The following is a 16,281-nucleotide window of genomic DNA, read 5'->3' on the forward strand; positions in this document are numbered from 1 at the left end:
CAGCCTGGATTCCCCTCTCAGCTGAATACCCAGAGCACGCGGGTGAGCTTGTCTGTCAGGTTGGCGTAACGAAAGCTCGCGTGGGGTTGCAGCTGAAAACTGTCATTGGCGCGCAGCGTTACCGGCTCGCCGCCATCCAGCCAGACGGTCAGTTCGCCTTCGAGCACGAAGCAGCCCTGCTCCGAGCTGTCATCCAGGTACTCCTCGCCACTGCTGGCCCCCGGCTCCAGGTGGCTGTCGAGCATGGAGAACGCGCCCGTTATCGTGGGGGATGCCAGCACATCGGTGATGCCACCGGCCAGGTGAAGGGTACGACGCTCGTGAGGGCGGGTTACCCAGTCGAGCTCGCGGGGCTGGTCCAGCTTGTAGAAATAGGCCGTGGAAACGCCGAGCTCTTCGCTGATAGCCGTCAGGTCGGCCACGGTTGGGCGGGATACGCCCCGTTCGACCTGGGACAGAAAGCCCACCGAACGGCCGATGCGCTGCGCCAGTTCGCCCAGTGTCAGGCCCTTGAACTTGCGCAGGTCGCGAATCAGTACGGCCAGGCCTTCGATCTCTTCGTGCACTTTCATGGTTGAATCGCGACTTTCGGATGGGAAAATTGATGCCCTGAAAAGTACATGATTCATTTCACAAAGCAAGATGCTTCGCGGCATTGCAAGATGCCGGCGACGATATGCCTGCGACTTTCTAGCCCAGACTCCAGAAGTTGGTGCGATCCCTGTGGGAGCGGGTTTACCCGCGAACACGGACGAAGTCCGTGCCATCCACCGCGGCGCCTGCTTCGCGGGTAAACCCGCTCCTACAGGTATCAGACCCAGACGCTCAGCGAACAGCCTCGTACGTCAGGTCCAGACACTTGCGGGCTTTTTCCACCAGTTCGTCGATCTCCTCGATGCTGATAACCAGCGGCGGCGCAATGATCATGGTGTCGCCCACGGCACGCATGATCAGGCCGTTGTCGAAGCAGTGCTGGCGACAGATCATGCCGACACCTTTGCCTTCATAGCGCGCGCGGGTGGCCTTGTCCTTCACCAGCTCGATCGCACCGAGCATGCCCAGGCCGCGTACCTCGCCTACCAGCGGGTGGTCAGCCAGCTCGCGCAGGCGTTGTTGCAGGTAAGGCGCGGTCTTGTCGTGCACCTGCTCGATGATCTTTTCGTCACGCAGGATCCGCAGGTTCTCAAGGCCGACCGCAGCCGCCACCGGGTGGCCGGAATAGGTGAAGCCGTGGTTGAAGTCGCCGCCTTCGCTGATGACTTTGGCCACTTCATCTCGCACGATCACGCCGCCCATGGGGATATAGCCGGAGGTAAGGCCCTTGGCGATGGTCATCAGGTCGGGCTTGAGGTCGTAGTAGTCGCTACCGAACCACTCGCCTGTACGGCCGAAGCCGCAGATCACTTCGTCAGCGACAAAGAGGATGTCGTACCTGGCCAGGATCTGCTTGATCTTCGGCCAGTAGGTCTGCGGTGGAATGATCACTCCGCCAGCGCCCTGGATCGGTTCGGCGATGAAGGCGGCAACGTTGTCCACGCCAACTTCGAGGATCTTTTTCTCCAGCTGTTCGGCCGCCCACACGCCGAAGTCGGCCTCGGTCATGTCGCCGCCTTCGCCATACCAGTATGGCTGCGGGATATGCACGATATCCGGGATCAGCCCGCCCTGCTGGTGCATGCCGCTCATGCCGCCCAGGCCCGCGCCGGCCACGGTGGAGCCGTGGTAACCGTTGATGCGGCCGATGATGACCTTCTTGTTCTTCTGGCCCTTGAGCGCCCAGTAATGGCGGACCATGCGCAGCACGGTGTCGTTGCCTTCGGAGCCAGAGCCGGTGAAGAACACGTGAGTCATGCCTTGCGGGGCCACATCGGAGATCGCCTTGGCCAGTTCCAGCGCGGGCGGGTGCGCGGTCTGGAAGAACAGGTTGTAGTACGGCAGCTGCTTCATCTGCTGGCTGGCGACGTCGGCCAGCTCATCGCGCCCATAGCCCACCGCCACGCACCACAGGCCCGCCATGCCATCGAGAATCTTGTGGCCCTCGCTGTCCCAGAGGTACACACCTTTGGCCGAGGTGATGATGCGCGGGCCTTTCTCGGCCAGCTGCCGAACATCGCTGAACGGGGCCAGGTGGTGGTCGCGGCTCATGGCTTGCCAGGCAAGGGTCTGCGAATTCTGCTCACTCATTGACTTCACTCCATCAAGTTGCGCAGCCGTGCTGCGCAGGTACTTTTTTGTAATTGGGAAAGATCGCTGTCAGGCGGTCTTCAACAGCATCTGGCGCAGTACCGAGCGATGCCGGCAGGCCTTGCCAAAGGACTGGAAGATGGTCAGGTAATGCGGGTTGTCCATGACCTGGTACTCGGGGTGCCATTGCACGGCCAGGGCAAAGCCTTTGCTGTTCTCGACCGAAACAGCTTCCACCAGGCCATCGGGCGCCAGCGCCTCCACCCTCAGCCCGGGGGCCAGTACATCGATACCCTGGCCGTGAATGGAATTGACATCGATAACCGCCGGCAAACCCATGCGGTCGAGCATGCCGCCGGGCTCTATATGCAGGGCGTGACGCGGGCCGTATTGCTTTTCGATGGGCTCACCCTTGCTTTCGCGGTGGTCCATGAACATGCCGGTCTCATGCACTTTCTGGTGCAAGGTGCCACCCAGCGCCACGTTCATTTCCTGGAAACCACGGCAGATGCCCAGCACCGGCACTCCGGCGGCGATGGCCGCACGCATCAGCGGCAAGGTGGTGGCATCACGCAGCGGGTCGTGATGGGTGCCCGCTGCACTGGCCGGGCCGTTGTAGTGCAACGGTTCGATGTTGGACGGCGAACCGGTGAAGATCAGCCCATCCACCACGTCGAGAATATCGGCGCTGTCCATCAGGTCTGCGAGGCTGGGTATCACGATGGGCAGCCCGCACGCTGCCTTGGCCGCCGCGCGCGCGTACTTCTCGCTGATGGTCTGGGTTGCATGCAGCTCGATCATGCTGGTGCATGCGGTAATGCCGATAACGGGCACACGTGGCATATCTTCCTCCGGCAAATCCATATTGCGCGTTGTATTGAAACGGTAGAAAGGCAGGGTGCAGCGGCGCTGCCCCAACCTCGGCACCTACAGGAACCAGCGGTATTCGCGGGCATCGATGTGGCGCATGAAGTCCAGTTGCTCCTGGTATTTGTTTTCGCAGTAGACCATCACGAATTCACTGCCCAGGCCCTCGTTCACCTCCGGGTGGTGACGCATGGCCGCCAGGGCACTGAAGGCATCCTTGGGGAACTCGATGCCGCTCTGGCGGTTGTCGTTCAGCGGGGCAATGGGCTCGACGCCACGCTCCAGGCCATGCTCCATCCCGGTCAGGATGGCCGCCAGCACCAGGTACGGGTTGGCATCGGCACCGGCGAGGCGGTGTTCGATGCGCAGGTTGCGCGGGTCGGACTCGGGGATGCGAATACACGCATCGCGATCTTCGAAACCCCAGCTGGCCTTGCTCGCCGCGTTGACCATGGCGCCGTAACGGCGGTAGGCATTGTGGTTCGGGGCGAAGATCGGCATGCAGTGGGGCAGCAGCTCCAGGCACCCTGCCACCGCATGGCGCAGCTTGCGCTGGTCATCGCCGGCCAGGATGTTGTTGCCGGCGTTGTCGTACAGGCTGACGTGCACATGCATGCCGCTGCCCGGCGCATCGAGGTACGGCTTGCTCATGAAGCTGGCTCGGTAGCCGTGCTTCATCGCGATCCCGCGGGTACTGCGGCAGAACAGCGCCGACCAGTCCGCCGCGCTCATGGCATCGTCGCTGTGCGAGAAGTTGATCTCGAACTGGCCTGGGCCCAGCTCCGCGGTGATCACGTTCGCCGGCACGCCCTGCTCGTTGGCGCCATCGACCATCTCGTGCAGCACCGGTGCGAAGCGCGACAGCCGCTCGATGTGCATGTTCGGCTGGTCGTCGTGGTCGTCGGTCGCCTTGTCGCGTGGGTACTGTGGCAGGCCGTTGTCGAGCTTGCGGTCGAACAGGTAGAACTCCAGCTCGAAGGCCACCACCGGGCGAATGCCGCGCCTGGCCAGGCGCTGGATCACCCGGGCCAGCACTTCACGGGGCTCGAACTCGATGGGCTTGGCGGTGCCGTCGGAGGTAATGAGCATCTGCGCGATCGGTTCCTTTTCCCAGCGCACCGGCTTGAGGGTGCCCGGCACCAGGCGGCGGGCGGCATCCGGGTCGCCGTCGGCGAAGCAGTAGTCACCGATCGGGTAGAGGCCACCCTGGGTGCCCAGCAGCACGCAGTTCTGCGGCAACTTCAGCGGCGCGCCGGCTGCGACTTTTTCCAGCATGTCCATGGGGTAGCGCTTGCCGTAGAAGTGCCCGGGAATATCCAGCGCAATCAGGTCGACATAACGTATTTCTGGGTGCTGCGCTCGGAACGAGCGCACTTCAGTCAGCAGATCCGGAAAGACGACACTCATCTTCTTGTCCTTGTGAGGTGAACGAATTCAGTTGAAGACCCAGAGCACGCGGGTGGTTTTTTCCGTCAGGTTGGCGTAACGGAACTGCGCGTGGGGGTGCAGCTGGAAGCAGTCGTTGGCCTGCAGGGTCACGGCGTCGCCGTGGTCCAGCCAGACCGTGAGTTCGCCTTCGAGCACGAAACAGCCCTGCTCGGATCGGTCGGTCAGGTACAGCTCGCCACTGCTGGCGCCTGGCTCGAGATGGCTGTCGAGCATGGAGAACGCGCCGCCGATGGTGGGCGAAGCCAGCACATCGGTAATGCCCGATTCGAGGTACAGCGTGCGCCGCTCGTGGGGGCGCGTGACCCAGCTGACGCTGCGCGGCTTGCTCAGGTTGTAGAAGTACGCGGTGGATACGCCGAGCGCTTCACTGATGGCGGTGAGGTCGGCCACGGTAGGGCGCGAAACACCGCGCTCGACCTGGGACAAGAAGCCCACCGAGCGGTTGATGCGCTCGGCCAGTTCGCCCAGGGTCAGGTTCTTGAATTTGCGCAGGTCGTGAATAAGGATCGCGAGGGCTTCAACCTCTTCGTGCATCTTCATCGTTTGAGACTGCCGTGAAATTTTTAGAGTTATTTTTCATGAAAAATTACATGAAAAATTTCACGAGTCAAGCCGAAGCTGAAAATGGGAAGCCGCGAATGGAGGTGGGGGGCAACAAGTAGCGAAGAGGCGTAACCAGAAAAGTACCTTGAAGCCCTCAGGAAGCGAGGGCCTGCGAACGCTGCCGTACCGGCATTTCATAGCGGTGCGGTTGCTGCCAGGCCAGCTGTGCCTGGACATCGACCGCCGCATCCATCACTTTCTGCGCCCAGTTCTCATCCTTGGGGCACACCACCACCACGCGAAAACCGTGGTCGACGCCTTCCAGACGCACGCCCTCGGAATCATCGACATGCAGGTCGATATCGAAGGCCGACGGCAACTTGGAAGGCGCATTCTCAAGCCCGTTCACGGCCAGGATATGCTGGTGCCGGTCACTATTGACCACGCCATCGACACGGATACCGTAGAGCATCAGCCAACGGCGTATGTAGGACGGTGTGCGCCCCGACGAGGTGTAGATCCAGATGCTGCAGCCCTGGCGGCGCAGGTCGCGGATCAGCGAGCGCGTGCCACTGCGCAGGGGTTCACCCAACCAGCGGTGGACGAACGCCGGCAGCTTGCTGTCCTCGGCGGCGGCATGGTCGGCCTGGCAGGCGAGCGTGTCGTCGATATCGAACGAAATGCGTATCTGCGGGCGGTTGAACGTGCGCTCGATGGCTTGCCGCCCGCGTTGGAACAGAGAAGAGCTTTGCATCAGCGGCACCTCTCGCGCGCAGGCATGGATGTGACGCCCAGGAAGAACTTGCCGGGCTCAGGCGCGTGCGCTTCAAGGAAAGCTGCATACTTTTTCTTGATCTTGGGTAGTTCGTACAAAGCCTTGACACCATGCTTGGCAGAGTTGCGTATGACCGAGGATGGGTTGAAGTAACCCTCGGCATTGTCCAGCGACAACACGAATGGCGGTAACCCCGCGCGCATCAGCAGGTAGCTGACAATGAGCGACCCTGTGCGGTTGTTGCCTTCGATGAACAGCTGCGGCTTGCTCAGAATTCGAACGTAGACACCCGCCGCGCGCTTCCAGATCGAATCGCTGCCATACGAGCAATACCAGTTGTAGAGGTCCTTGATGCCGCCCTCCACGTTGTTGAAAAAGTGCGCCTCGGTCGCCGCCAGGTGCGGGGCAAACTCCAGCCTGCGTGCCGGGTCGCTGCCGCACAGCACGGTGGCATTGATCTCCAGCATCAGGTTCAGTTGCTGAAGGTCGAAAAGGTCGACACCCCGGGCGACATAGTCGTCAATCAGGGCATAGCCTTCAACCACATTCAGCAGCACCTCGTCGGTAAACGGATCGCGCGGTTCGGTGAAATGCTGGCTGAGTTCGGCAAAGCGGGCCTGCACCTCACGCAGTGCGCGCTCTACCGCTGGCAGATCAAGACGACGCGTCGCTGGCATTGGAAATCCCTGGTAACACTTGACGGAAGGTAATGCGGCCGGGTGTTGCAGCCTTCCTGACTGCAACACCCGGCCACCTTGGCAGGTACGGCCTCAGCTGAACTTGCCGCTGATGTAGTCGGCGGTCAGCTGCTCACGCGGGTTCTGGAAAATCTGCGTGGTCGGGCCCATTTCGACCAGGTAACCGGTACGGGTGCCCTTGGAGATATCGACCGAGAAGAACGCGGTGGTGTCGGCCACACGAATCGCCTGCTGCATGTTGTGGGTCACCAGGGCGATGGTGTAGTCCTTCTTCAACTCGACCATCAGCTCCTCCACCCGGCGGGTGGCAATCGGGTCGAGTGCCGAGCAGGGTTCGTCCAGCAGCAGCACTTCCGGCTCGGTGGCGATGGCGCGGGCGATGCACAGACGCTGTTGTTGGCCACCGGACAGGGCCAGGCCGCTGACCTTGAGCTTGTCCTTCACCTCGTCCCACAGCGCGGCGCCCTGCAGCGCGTGCTTGACGCGGTCACCGATATCGCCCTTGTAGCGGTTCAGGCGCAGGCCGAAGGCGACGTTGTCGAAGATGCTCATGGAGAACGGGTTGGGCTGCTGGAACACCATGCCGATGTAGCGGCGCACCACCACAGGGTCGACGCCCTTGCCGTAGACATCCTGGCCCAGGAAGTGCACATGGCCTTCGAAACGGAAGCCCTTCACCAGGTCGTTCATGCGGTTGAGGCTGCGCAGCACGGTACTCTTGCCGCAGCCGGAAGGCCCGATGAAACCGGTGATCTCGTTCTTGCGGATCGGCACATGGCTGTCGCGAACGGCCATGAAATTGCCGTAGAAGATCTTGTCCAGCTTGCAGTCCATGACGATGGGGGCTTCGCTGACCACGGGAGCGGCTTTTGGCGCAGTGGATACGTTCAAGGTCGGATGCTCCCTTTCTCAATACTTGGGCTTGCCGAATACTCGGCTCAGAATGTTGATTACCAGCACGATCATCACCAGTACCAGCGAGGCCGCCCAGGCGAGCTCGAGCTGGTTGTCGAATGGCATGCCGGAGAAGTTGTAGATCAGTACAGCCAGCGAGGCCGTCGGGTTCATGACCGCCAGGTCGCCGTCATGCAGGATCCAGTAGTTGCTGAACAGCGCGGTGAACAGCAGCGGCGCGGTCTCGCCGGCGGCACGGGCCACGGCCAGCATGACGCCGGTCAGGATGGCCGGCAGGCCGGTGGGCAGGACGATTTTCCAGATCACCTGGGCACGGGTGCAGCCCATGCCGTAGGCGGCATCCTTCATGATCTTGGGCACCATCTTCATCGACTCTTCAGCGGTCAGCACGACGATGGGCAGCATCAGTACCGCCAGGGCCACACCACCTGCCGGCGCGGAGTAGGTGCCGGTGGTCATCACCACCAGGGCATAGGCGAATACGCCAGCCAGGATCGACGGCAGGCCGGTGAGCATCTTGGCGGCAAAGCGCGCGGCGTTGGCCAGCTTGCTGTCCGGGCCGAGTTCGGCCAGGAATACCGCGGCCAGGATACCGACCGGGACGGCGATGGCAGCAGCAATGCCGACCATGACGAAAGTACCGGCCATGGCGTTGCCAAAGCCCCCGCCCATCTCGAAGCCGGTGGGTGGCAGCTCGGTGAACACCTCCAGGTTGAGGCGTGCGCCACCGCGAGTGATCAGCATGTACAGCACGGAGATCAGCGGCACGCTGGCAACCAGTGCCGCGAACCATGCCAGCGTGGTCAACAACAGGCTGCGCAGGGAACGGCCTTCCAGCTTGCGCTGCAGGCTGGGCAACGCGTTTGCAGGGGTGGTGAGGTTGGTCATCATTTGTTACCCCGCTGGGCGTAGAGCATGATCATCGAGCCGAGTACGTTCACCGCCAGGGTGATGAACATCAGCACCAGTGCGGCGTACATCAGTACCTCGACCTCGTTCGGGCCGGCCTCCGGGAAGTTCAGGGCCAGCAAGGCCGCCAGCGTGTTGGCCGGGGCGAACAAGGACAGGGAAATGTTGTTGGCATTGCCCACCAGCATGGCCAGCGCCATGGTTTCACCCAGCGCACGGCCCAGGCCGAGCACCAGCGAACCGAAGATGCCGGTGGCTGCCGATGGCACCATTACCTTGAGAATGGCCTCCCAGTGGGTGGCGCCCAGGCCGTAGGCGGCCTGCTTGGTCTTCATCGGCACGCTGGTCAGGGCGTCCTGCGAAACGGCGGCGATGGTCGGCAGAATCATGATCGCCAGTACCAGCGCGGCAGGCAGCAGCCCTGGGCCGCTCAGGGAAGTACCGAAAAAGGGAATCCAGCCCAGCTCGCTGTTCAGCCAGGTGGTCAGCGGGCGAATGGCCGGGATGACCACATAGATCCCCCACAGGCCGTAGACGACGCTGGGGATGGCAGCGAGCAGCTCGACGATGGTGCGGAACACCGCCGCCAGCCGGGCCGGGAGGAAGTCCTGGGTCAGGAAAATGGCCATGCTGACGCCGAAGAAACCGGCGATCAACAGGGCGATCAGGGCGCTGTAAAGCGTGCCCCAGATCGCTGGCAGAATACCGTACTTGCCTTGGTTGACGTCCCAGACACTGCCGAACAGCACGTCAAAACCGTGCTTCTCGATGCCTGGCAGTGCCTTGCGGCCCACTTCGTAGACCAGCGCGAAGACCAGCGCCAGCACCAGCACCACACCGATGCGTGCAAGCGCACGGAAGGTGCGATCGACCAGGAAGTCTTTCGCAGACGGTGGCTGGCACGCGGAGTCGGGGTTAGCCGGGATGGCAAAAGGAGTGTTCATGGGCAAGTTCCGGGACAGAGGGCAAACACACCCGGCATGGCCGCCAGACCACACCGGGAGCGCCTGGGCGTGTTACTGGATGTTGGCGGACGCTTTGCGTACCTGGTCGACAACCGACGCTGGCAGCGGGATGTAGCCCATCGAGTCGGCGATCTTCTGGCCTTCGGTCAGGCTGTATTCGACCATTTCGCGCATGGCCTTGGCCTTGGCCGGGTTACCGTTGTCCTTGCGGAAGATCATCCAGGTGTAGGAGGTGATCGGGTAGGACTTGGCACCGTCCGGGTCAGGCAGCCAGGCCACCAGGTTCTCCGGCATCTTCACCGCAGCCAGCGCCTCGGCACCGCTCTCGGCGTTCGGCACTACGTATTGGCCGGCCTTGTTCTGCAGCTGGGCGAAGTCGACCTTGGCCAGCTTGGCGAAGCCGTATTCGATGTAGCCGATGGCACCTGGGGTCTGGCGGACGGTGGCGGTTACGCCATCGTTCTTCGGCGACTTGATGAACTTGTCGCTGGCCGGCCAGTTGACGGTGTTGCCTTCACCCAGCGCTTGCTTGAAGTCAGCGTTGATGGCCGACAGGTGCTTGGTGAATACCGCAGTGGTGCCGCTGGAGTCGGCACGCACGACCACGGTGATCGGGGTGGCGGGCAGTTTCAGCTCAGGGTTGGCCGCGACGATCTGCGGGTCGTTCCACTGGGTGATCTTGCCGAGGAAGATGTTGGAGTACACATCGCGTGGCAGCTTCAGCCCTTTGGGGTTGCCTGGCAGGTTGTAAGCCAGGACGATCTCACCGGCGGTCATTGGCAGCAACTGCACGCCTTCGCCGACCTTGGCGATTTCTTCGGCTTTCATTGCCGAGTCGCTGGCGGCAAAGTCGACGGTCTTGTTCAGAAAGTCCTGAACACCCGCCCCGCTCCCCTTGGACTGGTAGTCAACGGTGACACCGTCGGTTTCCTTGCTGAAGGCCTTGAACCAGGTCAGGTAGATCGGTGCCGGGAAACTTGCGCCGGAACCGGTCAGGCGGATGTTCTCTGCGGCAAAGGATGCCGAAGTGGCGCAAAGAGAAACGGCAACGGCGAGTGCAGCAGATTTCATCAGGCGTATCATCGAAAAGCGCTCCGTGTGATGGCCGGCACACTTTGCAGCAGCAATGTTACAGCTTTGTGACCGATGAATGGCAGGCCGCACGGTAGAGCCGTCTGGCGGCGCCATCACGGCAACATCAGGGGCCAGAGCCCAGGAGTGGTTCCTGTCTCAACCCTACGGCTTCGATGTGTCGATTGAATGACTGCTTCCGGCAGGCAGCAGGCTTCGTGGCGCCGCTCGTCGATCACCGGGCACTCTGGCGTTGCCGCGGCATTCAACCGCACATGCAAAGCAGACGGGAGTGAGTGCCATGCCACGCGGCGACAAGGACAAATACACCGACAAGCAGAAGCGCAAGGCCGAACACATCGAGGAAAGCTACGAGCAAAAAGGCGTGCCCAAAGAGCAGGCCGAAGCGCGTGCCTGGGCCACCGTGAACAAACAGTCCGGTGGAGGCGAGAAGAAAGGTGGCTCGGGTAAGGCTACATCCTCCAGCGAGAAGAAAACTGCCCGCTCGGACTCGGCCAAACGGGCGGCGAAGTCGCGCCAAGGTCATTCCCGCACATCGGGCAGCTCCCTGGAAACCCAGAGCAAGCAAAGCCTGATGAAGGAAGCGCGCAGCAAAAACATCAAAGGGCGATCCACCATGACCAAGGCACAGTTGGTGGAAGCGCTCAAGCACGCATGACCACAAGCCCTGAACCGGGCGCAATCCCTGTGCGGGCGTGCCCGCGAAGAACGCAATGTGATGCATGGCACCGGCTACGCCGGTGTCCGCCACAGCATCAACCATTCCCGGCGATATCCGCCGTGTCGGCATCCCGGCAACTGTTGCGGGATGCGCATACGAATTCCGCCTCGGCACGTGTGGGGTAGTTGAGGGTCAGGCGCAGCTTTTCCTGTGTGTCATAAAGGTCATAGCCCTCCCCTAACGTTGCGGGAAAGCCAAGACTACGCGGGTAAATCTCTTTCTTTAGCGGCACAGCGGGAACCACAACAAAGCGCATCTGCATGATCATCCCCCTCCCGGCAGTCTCTTAGTATTAGTACTGCTACGGGAAAGCATCAAGTTGACTCATGCAAACAATCGCAATACCCCTGCGAGCCTATCAGCCGAAGTGCTCCCTTGACGCACGTCAAGCCGCTGGGCCGGGTTCGCGCGACGATGGCTGCCAGCAAGGAACGAATCGAAAACCGCCATGCGCATTGTGCTCAAGGCCATCGCCATCGAGCACTGTGCGCGGCCTTGGATAAGGAGTCCCACATGAGCCACCTGAACCACGTACTGGTAGCAACCGACCTGTCCACCTCCGCCCGCAACGCGGCAGAGCGCGCTGCGCACCTGAGCAAGGCGCAGCAGGCATCGCTGGACCTGCTGTACGTTGCCAACCCGGCCCCCTTCGAGCGCTTGAAGCAGTTGGTCGCACCTGGTGATGATCTGCTGAAGCGCGTGCTGGATACCGCTGGCGAAAAAATCCGCGCACTGGCTGCAATGCTGTTCCAGCGCCATGACATCGCCGCTGGCGTGCAGGTAGCGCATGGCTCGGTGACCACGGAGATCACCCGTGTGGTGCAGGATAAACGCAGCGACCTGCTGGTATGCGGGGCGAAGGGCCAGAGCGTCGCGCGGCGCCTGCTGCTGGGCTCCACGGTGCAGAAGATGCTGAACCGCATGCCCTGCCCTTTGCTGGTGGTCAAGCAGGCGCCACGCGATGCCTACCGGACCTTGCTGGTTGCAGTTGATTTTTCGCCTTCGTCACTGCGCTCCATCGAACTGGCAAAAGCCATTGCCCCACAGGCCGAGATCATTCTGTTGCATGTTTACGAAGCGCCGTTCGAAGGCAGCATGCGTTTCGCCCACATCGACCATGAGACCCTTGCTCACTACCGCAATGTCATCCGCAAGGATGCGGTCCAGCAGCTCGCGGCCTTGAGCGAAACCGCCGGAGTGGCAGATGCTCGGCAAATCGTGGTGCATGGCGACCCTGCCTGGCGGATTGCCGAGCAGGAACAAGAGCTGGAATGCGACCTGATCGTGGTTGGCAAGCAAGGGGAAAGCGCGCTTGAAGAGCTGCTGATAGGCAGCGTCACCAAGCATGTGCTGAACGAATCCCAGTGCGATGTGCTGGTATCGCCATAAGATGCATGTGATGTGGAGGACACGTGCCTGTCCTTCGCGGACAGGCGACTCATTGGTTAAGTGAGGTTTTGTAGGAGCAGCCTTGTGCTGCGAAGAGGCCGGGACAAGCAATACAAAGGCTTTGTCAGTACCGGCCTCTTCGCAGCACAAGGCTGCTCCTACAATGGACGCTTCAAACGAGCGATATTTGTTCTCTGCGCTCCCATCCAACAGCGGGCGCTCTGCGCAAGGCGTTTCATCGATTGCGCTGATGATTACTATCGAGCGGCCCGCATGTTGGCCAGGCGAAACCGCCCCCTATAATCCCCGGCAAATTTCCCCCGCTCCTCGCGCCTGCTTCAGGCGACATCCCTCTCTTGGAATCCAATACCATGCCAAGTGCCAGCCAGGCCCCTCGCGGCCTCCCCGAACATGATCAACAAAGCGTCAGCCAGCAGTGGCTGGCAATCCTTTCGGTCGCCGTCGGCGCTTTCGCCCTGGTGACCAGCGAGTTCCTGCCGGTGGGCGTACTCAACGATGTCGCCAGCGACCTTGGCATCAGTGCAGGCCACGCCGGCCTGATGGTCACCCTGCCCGGCATCATGGCCGCCCTCGCCGCCCCACTACTCTCGGTGGGCATTGGCGCTCTGGACCGTCGCTACCTGCTGATCGGGCTGACGCTGATCATGATCATCGCCAACGCGGTAGTAGCCTACGCCAGCGACTTCAACCTGCTGCTGTTCGGCCGCGTGCTGCTGGGCGTGAGTATCGGCGGCTTCTGGGCAACGGCCATTGCCCTCAGCGGCCGCCTGGCGCCAAAGGGCGTGGGCGTAGCCCAGGCCACCTCGATCATCATGGTCGGCGTAACCCTGGCCACCGTGCTGGGCGTGCCGGTGGGCACCTGGTTGAGTGGCCTGATGGGCTGGCGCATGACCTTCCTGATAACCGCGCTACTGGGCATACCGGTGCTGCTGGCGCAGATCCTGTTGCTCCCGCGGCTCAACCCGGACAAAGCCATTCGCATCAGCGACCTGCCGGCCCTGTTCATCAACCCACAGGCGCGGGTTGGCCTGATTGCCGTGTTGCTGATCGGCCTGGCGCACTTTGCCGCGTACACCTATGTCGCGCCCTTCTTCAAACAAAGCTCCGGCTTCGATGGGCCTACCATTGGCTCGTTGCTGCTGCTTTATGGCGTGGCCGGGGTATTCGGCAATATCTTCGCCGGTTTCGCCGCCAACCGCAGCGTACGTCACACCCTGCTGCTGGTAGCGCTGATGATCGGCACCAGCACTGCTCTGTTCCCTCACTTCGCCACCGGCATGACCGGTGCCGCGATGCTGATCGGGTTGTGGGGCTTCGCCTTCGGCGCGTTCCCGGCCTGCGCCAGTATCTGGATGTTCGTTGTCGCGCCCAAGGATGTCGAACGTGGTATGCCGCTGTTCGTTGCCATGTTCCAGGTGATCATTGCACTGGGCTCGTTCTTCGGCGGTCGGATCGTCGACCAGCTGGGCAGCTCGGTGTTGCTGAGCCTGGCCACGGCCCTGGTGGGCTGCGGTTTCGCTACGGTGCTGGTGCTGGGGCGTAACGTCAGCAACAGCCTGGCGGCGCAACCTGGCTGACCAAACCATCGCCGGCCGGGCCGCAAAGCGGCCCCGAATTGCTTGACTGACAGGTATTGGGGCGCCGGCTGATTTTTTACGCTCTTTTTACGACTGAGCCGGCAGACAGAAGGAATACTGGGCGCGCGATGCTCAGGGATGGCATGCATTTATACCCGCCAGTCCAGAGAAACCTTTCGTGAGCCAGTCCACCGTCATCGCAAATCAATCCCTTCCCGCCAAGTCCAACCCTGTCGGCATGCTCGTCGCCGCTGTCGGCGTGGTGTATGGCGACATCGGCACCAGCCCGCTGTACACCCTCAAGGAGGTGTTCGCCGGGCACTATGGCGTACAGGCCAACACCGCTGGCGTACTCGGAGTGCTGTCGCTGGTGTTCTGGTCGTTGCTCTGGGTGGTATCGCTCAAGTACGTACTGTTCATCCTGCGTGCCGACAACCAGGGCGAAGGTGGCATCATGGCCCTGACCGCCCTGGCGCATCGGGCGGCGGCGCCCTACCAGCGCCTGGGCAGGATACTGGTGCTGCTCGGCTTGTTCGGCGCCGCGCTGTTCTACGGCGACAGCATGATCACGCCGGCGATTTCCGTTCTATCGGCCGTCGAGGGCCTGCAACTGGCCTTCGACGGTATCGAGCATTGGGTCGTGCCACTGTCGGTGGTGGTGCTGGTGGCCCTGTTCCTGATCCAGAAGCATGGCACCGCGCGCATCGGCATCCTCTTCGGGCCGATCATGGTGCTGTGGTTCGTCGTGCTGGGTGCACTGGGCCTGCACGGCATCGTCCAGCGCCCGGAGGTGCTGCAGGCACTCAACCCGCTCTGGGCGGTGAAGTTCTTCGTGCTGCACCCGGGCATGGGCGTGGCGATCCTGGGCGCGGTGGTGCTGGCGCTGACCGGCGCCGAAGCGCTCTACGCCGATATGGGGCACTTCGGCCGCAAACCCATCGCCCGGGCCTGGTTCCTGCTGGTGCTGCCCGGCCTGGTACTGAACTACTTCGGCCAGGGCGCGCTGATCCTCGGCGACCCGCAGGCAGTGCGCAACCCGTTTTACCTGCTGGCGCCCGAATGGGCCCTGCTGCCCATGGTCGGGCTGGCCACGCTGGCCACCATCATCGCGTCCCAGGCCGTGATTTCCGGTGCGTTCTCGCTGACGCGCCAGGCCATCCAGCTGGGTTACGTACCGCGCATGTTCATCCAGCACACCTCCAGCGAGGAACAGGGGCAGATCTACATCGGCATGGTGAACTGGGCACTGATGGTTGGCGTGGTGCTGCTGGTGGTCGGCTTCGAGTCGTCCGGGGCGCTTGCAGCAGCCTACGGCGTAGCCGTTACCGGGACCATGCTGATCACCACACTGCTGGCTTCGGCAGTGGTGCTGTTGCTGTGGAAGGCACCACGCTGGCTGGCGGTGCCGATGCTGCTGGCATTCCTGCTGGTCGACAGCCTGTATTTCGCCGCCAATGCGCCGAAGATCCTCCAGGGCGGTGCATTTCCGGTGATTGCCGGCCTTGCACTGTTCACTCTGATGACTACCTGGAAGCGCGGGCGACGGATGATCGTCGAGCGGCTGGACGAAAGTTCGCTGCCGCTGGACCTGTTCATTACCAGCCTCAAGGCCCAGCCGCCTCACCGCGTGGGCGGTACTGCCGTATTCCTGTCCGCCAGGCCCGAGGCGGTGCCTCACGCCTTGCTGCACAACCTGCTGCATAACCAGGTACTGCATGAACAGGTGGTGCTGTTGACCGTCGTGTTCGAGGACGAGCCACGGGTCAACGCTGGCAAGCGCTTTGATGTCGAGGAGTTTGGTGATGGTTTCTTCCGCATGAGCCTGCATTTCGGCTTCATGGAGGAGCCCGACGTGCCGTTGGCGTTAAGCCGCTGTCAGCGTGCGGACCTTGAGTTCGGCCCCATGCGCACCACTTATTTCCTCAGCCGGGAGACGGTCATTGCAGGCAGGCAGATGGGCATGGCCCGCTGGCGTGAGCACCTTTTTGCCTTCCTGCTGAAGAATGCCAACAGCAACCTGAAGTACTTCAAGCTGCCGCTGAACCGGGTGATCGAGCTTGGCACCCAGGTCGAGATCTGAGCAGTCATGGACCACGATCCTTTTGTCAGGACGACAGAACTCGCAAGGCCGCTGCATGTCTTACCAGCACCTGAGCTCTACCTGCGCCGTTGGAGG

At 62.1% G+C, this 16,281-nt stretch carries 16 protein-coding genes; 4 read left to right on the forward strand and 12 right to left on the reverse strand.

Going from position 1 to position 16,281, the window contains the following annotated elements; genetic code table 11:
- Window positions 1–17 precede the first annotated feature (17 nt).
- The 11 genes from WM94_RS06915 to pstS form a co-directional block, all read right to left on the reverse strand.
- The gene (locus tag WM94_RS06915; RefSeq protein WP_013972152.1) at window positions 18–572 is read right to left on the reverse strand and encodes a helix-turn-helix domain-containing protein; all 555 of its coding nucleotides are present in this window, start codon (window positions 570–572) and stop codon (window positions 18–20) included.
- A gap of 253 nt (window positions 573–825) precedes the next feature.
- Entirely contained in the window at window positions 826–2,184 is a 1,359-nt protein-coding gene (locus tag WM94_RS06920) for an aspartate aminotransferase family protein (protein WP_061550786.1), read from the reverse strand.
- Between the two features lie 69 nt (window positions 2,185–2,253).
- Window positions 2,254–3,027, reverse strand: a complete 774-nt coding sequence (locus tag WM94_RS06925) for a gamma-glutamyl-gamma-aminobutyrate hydrolase family protein (RefSeq protein ID WP_061550787.1) — start codon at window positions 3,025–3,027, stop codon at window positions 2,254–2,256.
- 84 nt (window positions 3,028–3,111) lie between these two features.
- Window positions 3,112–4,458: a glutamine synthetase family protein gene (locus tag WM94_RS06930; protein ID WP_061550788.1), complete on the reverse strand. Its 1,347-nt coding sequence runs from the start codon at window positions 4,456–4,458 to the stop codon at window positions 3,112–3,114.
- A gap of 27 nt (window positions 4,459–4,485) precedes the next feature.
- A complete protein-coding gene (locus WM94_RS06935) occupies window positions 4,486–5,040 on the reverse strand; it encodes a helix-turn-helix domain-containing protein (protein ID WP_013972148.1) in 555 nt (184 codons plus the stop codon).
- Between the two features lie 157 nt (window positions 5,041–5,197).
- Window positions 5,198–5,797 (reverse strand): hypothetical protein, encoded by a 600-nt coding sequence (locus tag WM94_RS06940; protein WP_039613292.1) that lies wholly within the window; start codon window positions 5,795–5,797, stop codon window positions 5,198–5,200.
- Window positions 5,797–6,495: a hypothetical protein gene (locus WM94_RS06945; RefSeq protein WP_015270024.1), complete on the reverse strand. Its 699-nt coding sequence runs from the start codon at window positions 6,493–6,495 to the stop codon at window positions 5,797–5,799. Before WM94_RS06945 ends, WM94_RS06940 begins: the two co-directional genes overlap by 1 nt.
- A gap of 93 nt (window positions 6,496–6,588) precedes the next feature.
- Window positions 6,589–7,350 (reverse strand): phosphate ABC transporter ATP-binding protein PstB, encoded by a 762-nt coding sequence (pstB, locus tag WM94_RS06950; protein WP_031324478.1) that lies wholly within the window; start codon window positions 7,348–7,350, stop codon window positions 6,589–6,591.
- A 75-nt stretch (window positions 7,351–7,425) separates the two neighbouring features.
- Window positions 7,426–8,319, reverse strand: coding sequence for a phosphate ABC transporter permease PstA (gene pstA, locus WM94_RS06955; protein WP_023661149.1), 894 nt, complete (start codon window positions 8,317–8,319; stop codon window positions 7,426–7,428).
- On the reverse strand, window positions 8,319–9,284 hold the full coding sequence (pstC, locus tag WM94_RS06960; RefSeq protein WP_061550789.1) for a phosphate ABC transporter permease subunit PstC: 966 nt from the start codon (window positions 9,282–9,284) through the stop codon (window positions 8,319–8,321). Before pstC ends, pstA begins: the two co-directional genes overlap by 1 nt.
- A 72-nt stretch (window positions 9,285–9,356) precedes the next feature.
- Window positions 9,357–10,388, reverse strand: coding sequence for a phosphate ABC transporter substrate-binding protein PstS (gene pstS / locus WM94_RS06965; RefSeq protein ID WP_003259756.1), 1,032 nt, complete (start codon window positions 10,386–10,388; stop codon window positions 9,357–9,359).
- Window positions 10,389–10,677: 289 nt separating this feature from the next.
- On the opposite strand from pstS, the gene WM94_RS06970 reads away from it, so the two are divergent.
- Window positions 10,678–11,055 carry a hypothetical protein gene (locus WM94_RS06970; protein ID WP_015270021.1) on the forward strand — a complete coding sequence of 126 codons (378 nt, stop codon included), beginning with the start codon at window positions 10,678–10,680 and terminating at the stop codon, window positions 11,053–11,055.
- 97 nt (window positions 11,056–11,152) lie between these two features.
- Here the strand turns inward: WM94_RS06970 and WM94_RS06975 are convergent, their stop codons facing one another.
- Window positions 11,153–11,386, reverse strand: coding sequence for a hypothetical protein (locus WM94_RS06975; protein WP_003259758.1), 234 nt, complete (start codon window positions 11,384–11,386; stop codon window positions 11,153–11,155).
- A 245-nt stretch (window positions 11,387–11,631) separates the two neighbouring features.
- On the opposite strand from WM94_RS06975, the gene WM94_RS06980 reads away from it, so the two are divergent.
- From WM94_RS06980 to WM94_RS06990, 3 genes are all read left to right on the forward strand, one after another.
- On the forward strand, window positions 11,632–12,507 hold the full coding sequence (locus tag WM94_RS06980) for a universal stress protein (RefSeq protein ID WP_015270020.1): 876 nt from the start codon (window positions 11,632–11,634) through the stop codon (window positions 12,505–12,507).
- 371 nt (window positions 12,508–12,878) lie between these two features.
- Window positions 12,879–14,105, forward strand: a complete 1,227-nt coding sequence (locus WM94_RS06985) for an MFS transporter (protein ID WP_013972141.1) — start codon at window positions 12,879–12,881, stop codon at window positions 14,103–14,105.
- Window positions 14,106–14,343: 238 nt separating this feature from the next.
- Window positions 14,344–16,185, forward strand: coding sequence for a potassium transporter Kup (locus WM94_RS06990; RefSeq protein WP_082810519.1), 1,842 nt, complete (start codon window positions 14,344–14,346; stop codon window positions 16,183–16,185).
- Window positions 16,186–16,281: the final 96 nt, after the last annotated feature.

The sequence above is a fragment of the Pseudomonas sp. ABFPK genome (assembly GCF_001586765.1).
GTDB lineage: Bacteria > Pseudomonadota > Gammaproteobacteria > Pseudomonadales > Pseudomonadaceae > Aquipseudomonas > Aquipseudomonas asiatica.